This is a genomic window from Streptomyces sp. NPDC126497 (genome assembly GCF_040302425.1).
In the GTDB taxonomy this organism is placed as follows: domain Bacteria; phylum Actinomycetota; class Actinomycetes; order Streptomycetales; family Streptomycetaceae; genus Streptomyces.
The window spans coordinates 184,928-197,745 of sequence record NZ_JBEORT010000003.1 but is presented as its reverse complement, the minus strand read 5'-3'; the positions used below and the strand labels follow the sequence as shown (position 1 = coordinate 197,745).

General features: G+C 71.4%; 13 protein-coding genes. 4 read left to right on the top strand and 9 right to left on the bottom strand.

Annotated features, from left to right (window positions below; genetic code table 11):
* Nucleotides 1–25 precede the first annotated feature (25 nt).
* Nucleotides 26–1,453: a pyruvate kinase gene (gene pyk / locus ABTY20_RS03365; protein WP_351995318.1), complete on the top strand. Its 1,428-nt coding sequence runs from the start codon at nucleotides 26–28 to the stop codon at nucleotides 1,451–1,453.
* A 96-nt stretch (nucleotides 1,454–1,549) separates the two neighbouring features.
* Here pyk and ABTY20_RS03360 read toward each other — a convergent pair whose 3' ends face one another.
* The 4 genes from ABTY20_RS03360 to ABTY20_RS03345 all read right to left on the bottom strand — a co-directional run bounded on the left by ABTY20_RS03360 (nucleotide 1,550) and on the right by ABTY20_RS03345 (nucleotide 5,888).
* A complete protein-coding gene (locus tag ABTY20_RS03360) occupies nucleotides 1,550–2,806 on the bottom strand; it encodes a hypothetical protein (RefSeq protein WP_351995317.1) in 1,257 nt (418 codons plus the stop codon).
* A 43-nt stretch (nucleotides 2,807–2,849) separates the two neighbouring features.
* Nucleotides 2,850–3,425: a DUF6114 domain-containing protein gene (locus ABTY20_RS03355; RefSeq protein WP_351995316.1), complete on the bottom strand. Its 576-nt coding sequence runs from the start codon at nucleotides 3,423–3,425 to the stop codon at nucleotides 2,850–2,852.
* Nucleotides 3,426–3,615: 190 nt separating this feature from the next.
* Nucleotides 3,616–4,257 carry a DUF6230 family protein gene (locus ABTY20_RS03350; protein ID WP_351995315.1) on the bottom strand — a complete coding sequence of 214 codons (642 nt, stop codon included), beginning with the start codon at nucleotides 4,255–4,257 and terminating at the stop codon, nucleotides 3,616–3,618.
* A 653-nt stretch (nucleotides 4,258–4,910) separates the two neighbouring features.
* Nucleotides 4,911–5,888, bottom strand: a complete 978-nt coding sequence (locus ABTY20_RS03345) for a tetratricopeptide repeat protein (protein ID WP_351995314.1) — start codon at nucleotides 5,886–5,888, stop codon at nucleotides 4,911–4,913.
* Nucleotides 5,889–6,120: 232 nt separating this feature from the next.
* Here ABTY20_RS03345 and ABTY20_RS03340 point away from each other — a divergent pair, with 232 nt between their 5' ends.
* The 3 genes from ABTY20_RS03340 to ABTY20_RS03330 all read left to right on the top strand — a co-directional run bounded on the left by ABTY20_RS03340 (nucleotide 6,121) and on the right by ABTY20_RS03330 (nucleotide 9,173).
* A complete protein-coding gene (locus ABTY20_RS03340; RefSeq protein ID WP_351995313.1) occupies nucleotides 6,121–6,741 on the top strand; it encodes a TetR/AcrR family transcriptional regulator in 621 nt (206 codons plus the stop codon).
* A gap of 129 nt (nucleotides 6,742–6,870) precedes the next feature.
* The gene (locus tag ABTY20_RS03335; protein WP_351995312.1) at nucleotides 6,871–7,683 is read left to right on the top strand and encodes an SAM-dependent methyltransferase; all 813 of its coding nucleotides are present in this window, start codon (nucleotides 6,871–6,873) and stop codon (nucleotides 7,681–7,683) included.
* 137 nt (nucleotides 7,684–7,820) lie between these two features.
* Nucleotides 7,821–9,173, top strand: a complete 1,353-nt coding sequence (locus tag ABTY20_RS03330; protein WP_351995311.1) for a WD40 repeat domain-containing protein — start codon at nucleotides 7,821–7,823, stop codon at nucleotides 9,171–9,173.
* 173 nt (nucleotides 9,174–9,346) lie between these two features.
* Here the strand turns inward: ABTY20_RS03330 and icmA are convergent, their stop codons facing one another.
* From icmA to ABTY20_RS03305, 5 genes are all read right to left on the bottom strand, one after another.
* Nucleotides 9,347–11,047 carry a coenzyme B12-dependent isobutyryl-CoA mutase large subunit gene (gene icmA / locus ABTY20_RS03325; protein ID WP_351995310.1) on the bottom strand — a complete coding sequence of 567 codons (1,701 nt, stop codon included), beginning with the start codon at nucleotides 11,045–11,047 and terminating at the stop codon, nucleotides 9,347–9,349.
* 84 nt (nucleotides 11,048–11,131) lie between these two features.
* Nucleotides 11,132–11,470, bottom strand: coding sequence for a DUF3817 domain-containing protein (locus ABTY20_RS03320; protein ID WP_351995309.1), 339 nt, complete (start codon nucleotides 11,468–11,470; stop codon nucleotides 11,132–11,134).
* A 43-nt stretch (nucleotides 11,471–11,513) separates the two neighbouring features.
* A complete protein-coding gene (locus ABTY20_RS03315) occupies nucleotides 11,514–12,023 on the bottom strand; it encodes a MarR family winged helix-turn-helix transcriptional regulator (RefSeq protein WP_351995308.1) in 510 nt (169 codons plus the stop codon).
* 43 nt (nucleotides 12,024–12,066) lie between these two features.
* Complete coding sequence (locus ABTY20_RS03310; protein WP_351995307.1) at nucleotides 12,067–12,390, bottom strand: MTH1187 family thiamine-binding protein; 324 nt, start codon at nucleotides 12,388–12,390, stop codon at nucleotides 12,067–12,069.
* Complete coding sequence (locus ABTY20_RS03305) at nucleotides 12,387–12,731, bottom strand: DUF3817 domain-containing protein (RefSeq protein ID WP_351995306.1); 345 nt, start codon at nucleotides 12,729–12,731, stop codon at nucleotides 12,387–12,389. Before ABTY20_RS03305 ends, ABTY20_RS03310 begins: the two co-directional genes overlap by 4 nt.
* Nucleotides 12,732–12,818: the final 87 nt, after the last annotated feature.

Sequence of the window (12,818 nt, the reverse complement as noted above, 5' to 3'; positions counted from 1 at the left end):
CGAAACAAACCGATAGGATCGCCCCATGCGCCGTTCGAAAATCGTCTGTACTCTCGGCCCCGCGGTCGACTCCCACGAGCAGCTTGTCGCCCTGATCGAAGCCGGCATGAACGTGGCCCGCTTCAACTTCAGCCACGGCTCGCACGCCGAGCACCAGGGCCGGTACGACCGGGTCCGTGCCGCCGCCAAGGAGACGGGCAGGGCCATCGGCGTCCTCGCCGACCTCCAGGGCCCGAAGATCCGCCTGGAGACCTTCGCCGAGGGTCCCGTCGAGCTGGTGCGCGGTGACGAGTTCACCATCACCACCGAGGACGTCCCGGGCGACAAGACGATCTGCGGAACGACCTACAAGGGCCTGCCGGGCGACGTCTCCCGCGGCGACCAGATCCTGATCAACGACGGCAACGTCGAGCTGAAGGTGCTGGACGTCGAGGGCCCCCGGGTGAAGTCGATCGTCATCGAGGGCGGCGTCATCTCCGACCACAAGGGCATCAACCTGCCCGGCGCGGCGGTGAACGTGCCCGCGCTGTCCGAGAAGGACATCGAGGACCTGCGCTTCGCCCTGCGGATGGGCTGCGACCTGGTCGCGCTCTCCTTCGTCCGGGACGCCAAGGACGTCGCCGACGTCCACCGCGTGATGGACGAGGAGGGGCGCCGCGTCCCGGTCATCGCCAAGGTGGAGAAGCCGCAGGCGGTGGAGAACATGGAGGGCGTCGTGGCGGCCTTCGACGCCGTCATGGTCGCCCGCGGCGACCTGGCCGTCGAGTACCCGCTCGAGAAGGTCCCCATGGTGCAGAAGCGCCTGATCGAGCTGTGCCGGCGCAACGCCAAGCCGGTGATCGTGGCGACCCAGATGATGGAGTCGATGATCACCAACTCGCGTCCGACCCGCGCCGAGGCCTCCGACGTGGCCAACGCGATCCTGGACGGCGCCGACGCGGTCATGCTGTCGGCCGAGTCGAGCGTGGGCGCGTACCCGATCGAGACCGTGCGGACGATGTCGAAGATCGTCCAGGCGGCCGAGCAGGAGCTGCTCTCCAAGGGCCTGCAGCCGCTGGTGCCCGGCAAGAAGCCGCGCACCCAGGGCGGTTCGGTGGCCCGTGCCGCCTGCGAGATCGCCGACTTCCTCGGCGGCAAGGGCCTGGTGGCCTTCACCCAGTCCGGCGACACCGCCCGGCGGCTGAGCCGCTACCGCGCCGTGCAGCCGATCCTGGCGTTCACCACCGACGAGTCGACCCGCAACCAGCTGGCGCTCAGCTGGGGCGTGGAGCCGTACGTCGCGCCGTTCGTGAACAGCACCGACGAGATGGTCGAGCTGGTGGAGCAGGAGCTGCTCAAGCTGCACCGCTTCAGCGAGGGCGACACCGTGATCATCACGGCCGGCTCGCCCCCCGGGGTCCCCGGCACCACCAACATGGTCCGCGTCCACCACCTGGGCGGCGCGGCCGGCTGACCCGCACGGGACCGTACGGCGCCGGGGGCGCCCCCTGTGACGAAGGGGGGCGCCCCCGGCGCGTCGTGCGGCTCCCGGAAGGGTCCTGACGGGTGTTCAGTCCGTGATGTACTGCTTCAGTCCCGGCACGTGCAGGGTGCCGCCGAACTGGCCGGCCTGCTTCACCGTCACCTTGGTGAAGTAGATCAGCGGGATGTCCAGCGGGGGCGGGTTCTCCGGGTCGAACGTGATGGGTATCAGTCCGAGCAGGTTGCCGGAGATGCTCTCGGTGTACATCACGGTGTCGCCGTCGCGGATGGTCGACATCGACCCCTTGGCCGCCTGCACGTGGTGGGTCGCGCCGGTCCGCTTGTCCGTGACCGTCTGGTGCAGGTCGCCGATGTCGGTGCCGTGGGAGATGACGTACTTCAGCACCCTCTTGGTGGTGCCGCCGGCGGTCCGCACCTCGACGATGCCCTTGTACGAGGCGCCCTTCAGCGTCAGCGAGCTGGCGTTGAGGGTCCAGGGGTCGTCGGGGAGCAGGATCTCGTTGTCGACGCCGCCCTCGGCGTCGGTGGCGACCGGGCAGTCCTCGGGGTCGACCGTGGCCGACGCGGAGGGGCTGGGAGAGGCGGTGGCCTCGGGGGGCGCCGCTTCCTCGGTGGCCTCCCCGGCGGTTTCCCCGACCGTCCCCTTGGCGTCCTCGGTGGTCTCCGAGGCCTTGTCGCCGACGTCCTCGGCGGTGTCCTCGGCCGCTTCGGTGACCTTCTCGGTGGTCTCCCCGGCGGTGCCGGCCGTCTCCTCGGCCTTCTCCTGCGTCTCCTCCTCGGTGGCGGAGGCGGACGGGGCGGGGCTCGCCCCGGCCTCCTTCTCCTTCGGGGCGAAGACGTCCTTGAGGGCGTCCCCGAGGCCCTCAAGGAGGTTGCGGTCGGTCTTCGAGGGGGTGGGCTCGGGCTCGGCCGTGTCCTCGGCGGCGGAGGGGGCGGATGCCGGCTCGTCCTTGTCGTCGGAACCTGAATCCGGCGAAGAGGAGGTGCCCTTGCCCGCGTCCGTGGCCTTGCCCGCGTCCGTGTCCTGGTCCGTCTCCGGGACCTGCTGCCCGGGGGTCTCCGCCGAGGGCTCCGCCTCCGGGGAGGCGCTCGCGCTCGCCGACGCGGACGGCGTGGGCGACGCGGAGGCGTCGTCCTTCTCCGCGCCCTCGATGACCTCCAGGCAGGCCTGGTACTCCTCGAGGGTCAGGCTGTTCGCCGGCAGCTTCCCGTCGTTGCCGTCGGCGAGGGCCAGCGTCGGCGTGAACCCCATCCCCATGAGGACCGCCGTGGGCATCGCCGCCAGGGCGATCGCTTTGCCGCCCGGCACGTGGAATCTGGTCAACAGCGGCTTCCTCGGGGCCGCGTGACGCGGCCCGCGCACCTCGTCAGCCGACACGGTGCCCCCCTGCGGCCCGGACGCCGTCCGCCTCTCCGTCCTCCCCCTTCTCCAGGGGAACGGCCGGGAACCGCGGCGCCACGGCGGGGTCGTGGAGCGTGTCGTCCGGCGCCGCCTCCCCCGTGGGCGCGTCGGCGCCGTCGTGCTCGCCCGCCGCCTCGACCGGCGGCTCACCCGGCGCCCAGGAGAGGGCGAGGGCGCCGCCGACCAACGCGAGCAGGAAGCCGATCAGGAAGCCGCCTATGTTGGAGATCACCAGCGACACCAGGGCCAGCAGGATCGTCGCGACACCGGCGAAGACCCGGGTGGCGGACTGGAACCACATGGTCAGGCCCAGCGTGACCAGCAGCACGCCGATGATCAGCGATCCCGCGCCGGCCGTCGTCGCCATGGCGAGCGACATGTGGCCCAGCTTGAGCGTGGCGTAGGGGAAGTAGGCGATGGGGATTCCACCCAGCAGCGTGAACAGACCGGCCCAGAACGGCCGGGTGCCCCGCCAGTCGCGGAATCGCAGACGCAGCCGGGTGAAGGTACCGGCGCTCTGGACCGGAGTCTCGGCACTCATGGAAAAAGCTCCCTGGGTCCGGTGGAAGTACGTACCGGCTCGGCCGTAGGCGTGGAGAAGCCGGAAGTATGGATCTGTGAGGGTGGCCCGGTACGCGGACCGGCGCCGGGCGGCGGGGCGGAGAAGCGATCGCTTCTCCGCCCCCGGGGACAGCTCAGCTACCCCGGAACACCCCGGTGACGGAAGCCGTTTAGTAGCACTCCATCTTGGCGTCCGTGCCGAGACGCATCGACAGGCCGTTCAGCGTGAACGTGCCGGCCGTGGTCGCCCACGCCGTCTGCTCGACGTTGTAGAGGTCGGCCTTCCTCGCCTGCTGGGCGAAGCCGCCCGGCAGCACGCTCTCGCCCTCCTTGACGTCGGGACCGCGGCTCTTGTTCCGGACCGCAACACCGATGTCGATGTCCTCGAACCTCGCGTCGGCGTCGAGCTGGGCGACGTCGATGTAGAGGTTCTCGGCCTTGACCGGCTTCTTCGGGTTGGTGCCCGCGTCGAGACGGAGGTAGAACGTCCCCACGAGAGGGATCTCCGTCTTGACCGACTGACACATCTTGGTGATCGTCGCGGTGTCGAAAGACGAGATCGCGACCGGGACCTTCGTCTTCTTGTCACCCTTGACCGAGGTGTAGACCTCGTCGATACCGCCGTACTGGGCGAACCCCTCACCTTCCAGGTGAGCGGCCTTCACCTTGAACTGCTGGCCGGAGACGCTGAACGAGGCCGCGAGCGCGCCCTGCGCCAGACCGACACCCACCGCCGCCGTCGCGATCACGCTGGGCACCATGACCACAGCGAACCGCTTCCATCTGGTCCCGCCACGCACTTGGGACTCCATGTTTCCTCCTTCTCGGACGTACATCTCCTGTCCTGACTCGCCGCCGTGAGCGGCGGCCCAGCCGGGCAGGGATGGGAGAAGTGCTACGTCCTCGGGAAGGAGAGCGCCCGAGCTCGACGGCGCGTACCACGCGCCCGATCACCGGCGATCACCCCCGAGCGACAACCACTGGTCGCGCCTGACACGCATCACGCACAACCCTGCTGGACAGGCTTCGCCGGGTGGGCGAAGACCCCCCTGTCCAAGACCCGGCGTCACTGCCGCCGGGCCTGCTCGGTGGGGACCCAGGAGTTCCCGCGGCCCGACCGGCTGTCGGGGTACGGGCAAGGGACCGAGCGTCGCCGATCGTGGTGCATTCTCGCCGTCGGCACAAGGGGGTTCGTTACTCGCTAGTAACGACCGGATAACCCTACGGCGACCCGCCGGTCCCGCCCGGCGACGCTGGGTGCACCGCGAGTGCCGTACAAAACCGTTGATCCCCGGGCAGAAGCCGACAGACCGCCGCCTGCGCCTTACTGGCAGTAACAGCGGCCGCGATGACCAAGATTTGGCAAAGCGCGGCCGCATCGGCACCGGTGAACCGAACGACAACTCGGGCCCCACACACCCGAAGCCCCGGCAAACCGACCGGAATCGGTCACCGGGGCCGGGGCTCAGAACAGGGCCCGCGCCAGCGCCCGGCGCGCGGCGACCACGCGCGGATCGTCGGCGCCGACCACCTCGAACAGCTCCAGCAGCCGCACCCGTACGGCGTCGCGGTCGTCGCCCGCGGTACGGCCCACCGTCTCGATGAGCCGGCCGAAGGCGTCCTCGACGTGACCGCCCACCAGGTCCAGGTCGGCGGCGGCGATCTGCGCGGCCGCGTCCCCCGGCTTCTCCGCGGCGTCCTTGCGCACCTGCTGCGGGTCCAGGCCCTGCACCCGCTGGAGCAGTTCGGCCTGGGCGAGGCCCAGCGTGGCCTCGGGGTTGGTCGGGTCGTCGGCGAGCACGTTCTTGTACGCCTGGACGGCGCCGGCGAGGTCACCGCCGTCCAGCGCCCGCACGGCGGCCTCCAGCAGGGCGTCGTACGGCCCGGCGGCCTCGGCCTGGGCGGCGGGGGCGCCCCCGCCCGGCTCGGCGTCGGGGTCGACGGCGAGGCCGGTCAGGCCGAAGCGCTGCTCGCCGACCTGCACCAGCTGGTCCAGGGTCTGGCGGATCTGCGCCTCGCCCGCGGCCCCCTGGAAGAGCGGCAGCGCCTGTCCGGCCACCACCGCGAAGACCGCCGGGATCCCCTGGATCCCGAACTGCTGCATGAGCATCTGGTTGGCGTCGACGTCGATCTTGGCGAGCAGGACGCGCCCGTTGTACTCGACGGTGAGCCGCTCCAGCAGGGGGCTCAACTGCTTGCAGGGCTCGCACCACTCGGCCCAGAAGTCGATGACGACCGGGACCTCGGTGGACCGCTGCAGGACGTCGCGCTCGAAGCCGGCCTCGTCGACGTCGATGACGAGATCGGCCGGGGAGATCGCGCCCCCGCCGCCCTGCCGGGCCGCTTCCGCGCGCGCCTGCTCCGCCTTCGCCTTGGCCTCCTGGGCCGCCTTCACCGCGGCGAGGTCGACGACTCCGCTCATGGACATGTTCCGTGGCTGCATGCGCCTATCCTCCCCCGTACTGCGCGCGTGTGTGAAAACGCCCGGGAAAGCCGGGCGTACGTGTGCTGTTGGCGCCGGGTCCCCACCCGGCGCCGGTGGTCGTCGCTCGGGCGCGCCGGTCGTGCGCGCTTTCGCTACGCCCCGTAGCGTAATGCCGGACGGGGCTCCCCGGACACCGTGTCCCGGTGATCTCCGCCACGACCGCGCGGAACCCGCCCGTTATGGTCGGACCATGCAGAGCCGCACCCCAGCCGGGCGCACCGGGCGCCCGCGCAGCGCCGCCGCGGACGCGGCGATCCTGGCCGCGACCCGTGCGGCCCTGGTCGAACTGGGGTGGTCCAAGCTCACGCTGGGGGACGTGGCGCTGCGCGCCGGGGTCGCGAAGACCACCCTCTACCGGCGCTGGGCGGGCAAGAACGAGCTGGTCGTGGACGCGGTCGCGGAACTCTTCGACGAGCTGAGCCTGCCCGACCGCGGCTCCCTGGCCGCCGACATCGAGGGCGTGGTGCTCCAGTTCGCCGCGATCCTGGCCCGCCCGGAGGCGCGCAGCGGGTTGATGGCGGTCGTCGCCGAGGCGACGAGGGACGACCTGCTCCGCGAACGCATCCGCACCTCCATCGTCGACCGGCAGAAACGTCTCGTTCTCGCCGGTCGGGCGCGGGCGCAGGCGCGGGGCGAGCTGCCGCCGGAGCCCGACGCCGGCGAGGCGGCCCGCACGGTCGACCTGATCTTCGACATGGTGGCCGGCGCGGTGGTGCACCGCACCCTGGTGAGCGCGCAGCCGGCCGACGAGAAGTGGGTGCACGGCTTCACCCGGGTCCTGCTGTCCGGCCTCGCCGCCGCCCCCGGCTGACCGGGAGGGGCCGCACCGAACCGGCCACGGTCGGCCGGTAGTCGTCTGTCACCGCCCCGGGCGCGCTGCGAGGATCGCGATCGTCCCGCACCGGTACGCACGGGACGTCGAGCAGCCGGGGAGGCACGCATGACCGGGACCGGACCGGCCACCGCACGGATCGACACCTCCAGGCCGCACCCGGCCCGGGTCTACGACTGGTTCCTCGGCGGCAAGGACAACTACCCGGTCGACGAGGAACTGGGCCGGCGGATCATGAGCCTCGACGGCACGGCCCGGCACGTCGCCCGCACCAACCGCTGGTTCATGCAGCGGGTCACCCGCTGGCTGGCCGGCCAGGCGGGGGTGCGCCAGTACCTGGACATCGGCACCGGCATCCCCACCGAGCCCAATCTGCACCAGGTGGCCCAGGGCATCGCGCCCGAGTGCCGCGTCGTCTACACCGACAACGACCCCATCGTGCTGAAGCACGCCGAGGCGCTGCTGCGCAGCACCCCCGAGGGCGTCACCGACTACGTGCAGGCCGATGTGCGCGAGCCCGGCCGCATCCTGGAACAGGCGCGCGAGAAGCTGGACTTCGACCGGCCGGTGGCGCTGTCCCTGGTGGCGCTGACGCACTTCCTCGGCGACGAGGACGACCCGTACGGGCTGGTGGCGCGGCTCGTGGAGGCGCTGCCCTCCGGCAGCCACCTGGTCCTGTCGCAGCTCACGGCGGACTTCGACCCCGAGGCGGTCGGCCGCGGCGTCGAGATGTACAAGGCGGGCGGCGTCACCCTCGCGCCGCGCAGCCGTGCGGAGATCGCCCGCTTCTTCGAGGGGCTGGAACCGGTGGAGCCGGGCCTGGTCCGGCTGACCGACTGGCATCCCGAACTCGCGGTCGGGGAGACGGTCGACGAGCACGCGGTGATCTCGCTGTACGGCGCGGTGGCCCGCAAGCCGTGACGTCGTCCGACCGGTGTGCCGCCGTGATTCAGGGGGCGCCGCGCCGCAGAATCCCGGCGGACGGCGCCGTGTGCCGTCCCCTCCGGTCGTCCGGCCGGTGTGCCGCCGTGATGCACGGGACACAGAAGGGCACTACCTTGCGCATACTCGGACGGGCGCTGGGCACCACGCTCACCGCCGCCCTCGGCTCGCTGCTGCTGACCGTTCCGGGAGCCGCCCCGGCGTTCGCGGCGGGCGGCGTGCCGCTGCCGTTGTACTCCCTCGCCGACATGGAGGTCGACGGGAGCAACCGGCAGGTCTTCCTCAGTTCGCCCGCGGGAGTGGACGGCCGGGTCGTGGTGACGGACTACGACGGCGGGAACAGCACCTGGCTGAGCGGCCTGCCGGGCGCCGGCGGGCTGGCCCTCTCGCCCGACTCCCGGACCCTCTACGTGGCGGCGCGGGACATCGACACCATCGTCGCGTACGACACCGCGACGCTGACGGAGACCGCACGGTACTTCGTGGGTGAGGACACCGCTCCGTGGAGCCTGGCTTTCGCGGGCGGGAAGCTGTGGTTCGGATACGGCATCACCGGGGACCTCGGGTCGGTCGACGTGTCCGGTGCCGAGCCGGTGATCGAGTTCGGTCTGGACGCTTCGCTGGACTGGGCGGCGGAACTCGTCGCCTCCCCCGCCGACCCCGATGTGCTGGTGGCCGGCACGGGCAACCCCAACGTCAACACCCTCACGGTGTACGACGTGGGCAGCGGATCACCCGAGGTGACCGCCCGACGGGTCTTCTCCGGGACCGAGATGAACGGTCTGCGCGACCTGGACGTGACACCCGACGGCCGGAGCGTCGTCGTGGCCGCCCTCATGGCGCCCGGCTACCGGGCCTTCCGTCTCGACGACCTCTCGGACCGGGGAACCCCCGCGGCCTCGCCCTCCCCCCTGGCCGTCGCCGTCGCACCCGACGGCACGGTGGCCGGAGGAACCTCCAACAGCAGCGTCGACGTGCCGGACCTGTCCTTCTACGCGCCGGGCGCTCCCGCTCCGCTGACCACGGTCGAGCTGGGCGGTGGCACCGAGAGGCTGGTGGACGACGGGCTGGCCTGGGCGCCGGACGGGAGCCGGGTCTTCGCCGTGACACAGCAGACCGGCGTCATGGGACTCCGGTTCCATGCGCGGCAGGTCGCCACCACCGTGCAGACCACCCTTGCCCTCGATGCGCCCCCGACCAGCAGGAGGTACCGGGAACTGACCGTCACCGGCACCCTGGCTCCGGCGGCCGGCTTCGCGCCCGGCACCACCCTCGCGGTGAAGCGCTACGACGCCGCCGCTCCGGAAGGCACCTCGCTGGGCACCGTCGCGGTCTCGGCCGACGGCACCTTCGCCGTGACCGACACGCCGAGGAGGACCGGTCAGGTGAGGTACGGCGTGACGTACGCCGGTGACCCCTGGCACACCGCGGCCTCCGCCGAGGTGACCGTGGAGATCACCCGCCGCTGACCCGGCCCCCGGCGCGGACGTCACCGTGGCCCGGATCAGGACCGCGGACCACGGCGATCCTCCTTCCGCGCGGTCTCGGGGCGGGCCACCGGTTCCACACCCGGAACACCTCCGGGCGGCGGCGCGACGGCGGGGGCGGACGCCCCCGCCGCCCCGGCCGAGCGGCGTCGGGTCTAGAACCCGGCGGGCTCGGTGTAGACGCCCCACTCGTCGCGCAGGACGCCGCAGATCTCGCCGAGGGTCGCCTCCGCGCGCACGGCGTCGAGCATCGGCCCGATCATGTTGGCGCCGGACCCGGCGGCCTCGACCATGGCGTCGAGCGCGCCGCGCACCTTCGCGTCGTCGCGGGCGGCCCTGCGCTCGCCGAGCAGCCGCACCTGCTCGCGCTCCACCTCGTGGCTGACCCGCAGGATCTCCAGGTCGCCGGTGACCGACCCGGTGTGGACGTTGACGCCGACGACCCGCTTGTCGCCCTTCTCCAGAGCCTGCTGGTAGCGGAACGCCGACTCGGCGATCTCGCCGGTGAACCAGCCGTCCTCGATGCCGCGCAGGATGCCGGAGGTGATCGGCCCGATCGGGTGCCGTCCGTCCGGGTGGGCGCGCAGGCCCCGCTCCTTGATCTGCTCGAAGATCTTCTCCGCGTCCGCCTCGATGCGGTCGGTGAGCTGCTCGACGTACCAGGAACCGCCCAGCGGGTCCGCGACGTTGCCGACGCCGGTCTCCTCCATCAGCACCTGCTGGGTGCGCAGGGCGATCTCGGCGGCCTGCTCGCTGGGCAGCGCGAGGGTCTCGTCGAGGGCGTTGGTGTGCAGCGAGTTGGTCCCGCCGAGCACGGCGGCCAGCGCCTCCACGGCGGTCCGTACGACGTTGTTGTACGGCTGCTGCGCGGTCAGCGAGACGCCTGCGGTCTGGGTGTGGAAGCGCAGCCACTGCGCCTTCTCGCTCCTCGCGCCGTAGACGTCCCGCATCCAGCGGGCCCAGATCCGGCGGGCCGCGCGGAACTTGGCGATCTCCTCGAAGAAGTCGACGTGCGCGTCGAAGAAGAAGGAGAGACCGGGGGCGAAGACGTCGACGTCCAGGCCGCGGCTGAGCCCCAGCTCCACGTACCCGAAGCCGTCCGCGAGCGTGTACGCCAGCTCCTGCGCGGCCGTCGCCCCGGCCTCGCGGATGTGGTAGCCGGAGACGGAGAGCGGCTTGTAGGCGGGGATGCCGGCCGCGCAGTGCTCCATCAGGTCGCCGATCAGGCGCAGATGGGGCTCGGGCTGGAAGAGCCACTCCTTCTGCGCGATGTACTCCTTGAAGATGTCCGTCTGCAGCGTGCCGTTGAGCACGGCGGGGTCGACGCCCTGGCGCTCGGCGGCGACCAGGTACATGCAGAAGACGGGCACGGCGGGCCCGCTGATCGTCATGGAGGTCGTCACCTCCCCGAGCGGGATGTCCCGGAACAGCACCTCCATGTCGGCGGCCGAGTCGATCGCCACCCCGCAGTGGCCGACCTCGCCCAGGGAGCGCGGGTCGTCGGAGTCGCGGCCCATGAGCGTCGGCATGTCGAAGGCGACGGAGAGGCCGCCCCCGCCGTTGCCGAGGATCATCTTGTAGCGCTCGTTGGTCTGCTCGGCGTTCCCGAACCCGGCGAACTGCCGGATGGTCCACGTCCGCCCCCGGTAGCCGGTCGGGTACAGCCCGCGGGTGAAGGGGTACTCCCCCGGCCAGCCGATCCGCTCGAACCCGTCGTAGGTGTCCCCGGGCCGGGGCCCGTACACCGGCTCCACGGGATCGCCGGAGAGCGTGGTGAAATCCGCGTCGCGCTTGCGCGCGGCGTCGTACCGGGCCTGCCAGCGACGGCGGCCCTCCTCGATGGCGTCAGCGTCCATACCCTCGAATTTACTAGGACGTCCTAGTACATGTCGATGGGAGGCCGCCGCACGCTGCTCCGTACGGCGGCGGGACGCGGAACGCTACGCCTTGACGGCCTCGGGGGCTCCCCCGGCGACTCCGGCCTCCAGCTCACGGCTGATCCTGCGCTCCACGAAGAACGCGGCGGTGGGGACGGTCCCGGCGAGCAGCACCCACAGCTGCTTCTTGACCGGCCACTTCGCCTTGGAACCGAGGTCGAAGGCGAAGATCAGGTAGACGACGTACAGCCAGCCGTGGGCGATGCTGACCACCTGGGTGAAGTCGGTCGCGCCGTCCATCTTGAGCGCGTACTTGCCGATCATGCCGATGGTCAGCGCGACGAGGAGGACACCGGTGACGTAGGCCATGATCCGGTAGCGGGTCAGCACGCTCTTCTTCATGGAGTCGAGCGTAACGGGCCGTTCCGGGAGATCTTGCCCGGGGTCACTCGCCCTCGAAGTCCCCCGCCGCCAGGCGCAGGGGGCGGAGCATCGCGAAGAGTTCGCCGCACTCCTCGGCGTCGTAGGCGCCCAGGCCGAAGTCCATGGCCATCAGGTCGCGGGTGGCGGACTCGACCACCTCGCGGCCCCTGTCGGTGATGGTCGCGAGGGTGCCGCGGCCGTCGTTGGGGTTGGGACGCTTGGAGACCAGCCCCGACCGCACCAGGCGGTCCACGGTGTTCGTCACCGACGTGGGGTGCACCATGAGCCGCTCGCCGATCTTGGACATCGGCAGCTCACCGGACTTGGAGAAGGTCAGCAGCACCAGGGCCTCGTACCGCGCGAACGTGAGCCCGTAGGGCTTGACCACCGCGTCCACCTCGGCCAGCAGGATCTGCTGCGCCCGCATGATCGAGGTGATCGCGGCCATCGACGGCACGTTTCCCCAGCGCTGCTTCCAGAGCTCGTCGGCACGGGCGATGGGATCGAACGAGAGACTGAGCGGCTTCGGCACGGACCAGACCCTATCGGCCGGTCATATGCCGGTCAGCCCCGTCTCACGCATCGGTCCCCGCCGGCCGGCCGTCACCCCGCGCCAGGTGCCGCTCCACCGTCTCCACCTTGGAGGTGAGGCCGTCCTCCACGCCCGGGCGGATGTCCGCCTTGAGGACGAGGGAGACGCGCGGCGCGCGCGCCTCCACCGCGGCCACGGCGCGCTTGACCACGTCCATGACCTCGTCCCACTCCCCCTCGACGGAGGTGAACATGGCGTCGGTGCGGTTCGGCAGGCCGGACTCGCGGACCACGCGCACGGCGTCGGCGACGTACTCCCCCACGTCCTCGCCGACGCCCAGCGGTGTCACCGAGAAGGCGACGATCATGCCCCCACCACTCCCTCGCTGCGGGCGCGGGAGGCGATCACCGCGTCCTCGGCCTCGCGCTTGAGCCGGCGGTCGGCGAAGAAGCCGCCGGTGGGCAGGACCGACATCAGGAAGTAGAAGGCGGCGGTCCCCAGCGACCACTTGGCGCGGTTCCAGGCGTCGGCCCAGAAGAGCACGTAGAGGACGAAGAGGAAACCGTGGACCGCGCCCATCACCGGGACGGCGTTGAAGTCCGTGGTCCGCTTCAGGACCGAGCAGACGAGCAGCAGGAGGAACGAGATCGCTTCGGGGGCCGAGACCAGGCGGAGACGGCGGAGGGCGGAGGCGGTCTTGATGTCCACGGGTCACCTTCGGTGGGAGAGACGTCGGCGTCGACGGGTCGGACGGCTTGTGAACACACGCACAAGCGCCACGCCATTGTGGCAAAC

What these genes read in the sequence shown, in the direction of transcription:
- ABTY20_RS03310 (WP_351995307.1), bottom strand. Translation starts at nt 12,390, where the DNA reads ATGATCGTCGCCTTCTCGGTGACACCGCTGGGCGTCGGCGAGGACGTG.
- ABTY20_RS03345 (WP_351995314.1), bottom strand. Translation starts at nt 5,888, where the DNA reads ATGCAGCCACGGAACATGTCCATGAGCGGAGTCGTCGACCTCGCCGCG.
- ABTY20_RS03355 (WP_351995316.1), bottom strand. Translation starts at nt 3,425, where the DNA reads ATGAGTGCCGAGACTCCGGTCCAGAGCGCCGGTACCTTCACCCGGCTG.
- ABTY20_RS03335 (WP_351995312.1), top strand. Translation starts at nt 6,871, where the DNA reads ATGACCGGGACCGGACCGGCCACCGCACGGATCGACACCTCCAGGCCG.
- ABTY20_RS03350 (WP_351995315.1), bottom strand. Translation starts at nt 4,257, where the DNA reads ATGGAGTCCCAAGTGCGTGGCGGGACCAGATGGAAGCGGTTCGCTGTG.
- ABTY20_RS03320 (WP_351995309.1), bottom strand. Translation starts at nt 11,470, where the DNA reads ATGAAGAAGAGCGTGCTGACCCGCTACCGGATCATGGCCTACGTCACC.
- ABTY20_RS03340 (WP_351995313.1), top strand. Translation starts at nt 6,121, where the DNA reads ATGCAGAGCCGCACCCCAGCCGGGCGCACCGGGCGCCCGCGCAGCGCC.
- icmA (WP_351995310.1), bottom strand. Translation starts at nt 11,047, where the DNA reads ATGGACGCTGACGCCATCGAGGAGGGCCGCCGTCGCTGGCAGGCCCGG.
- pyk (WP_351995318.1), top strand. Translation starts at nt 26, where the DNA reads ATGCGCCGTTCGAAAATCGTCTGTACTCTCGGCCCCGCGGTCGACTCC.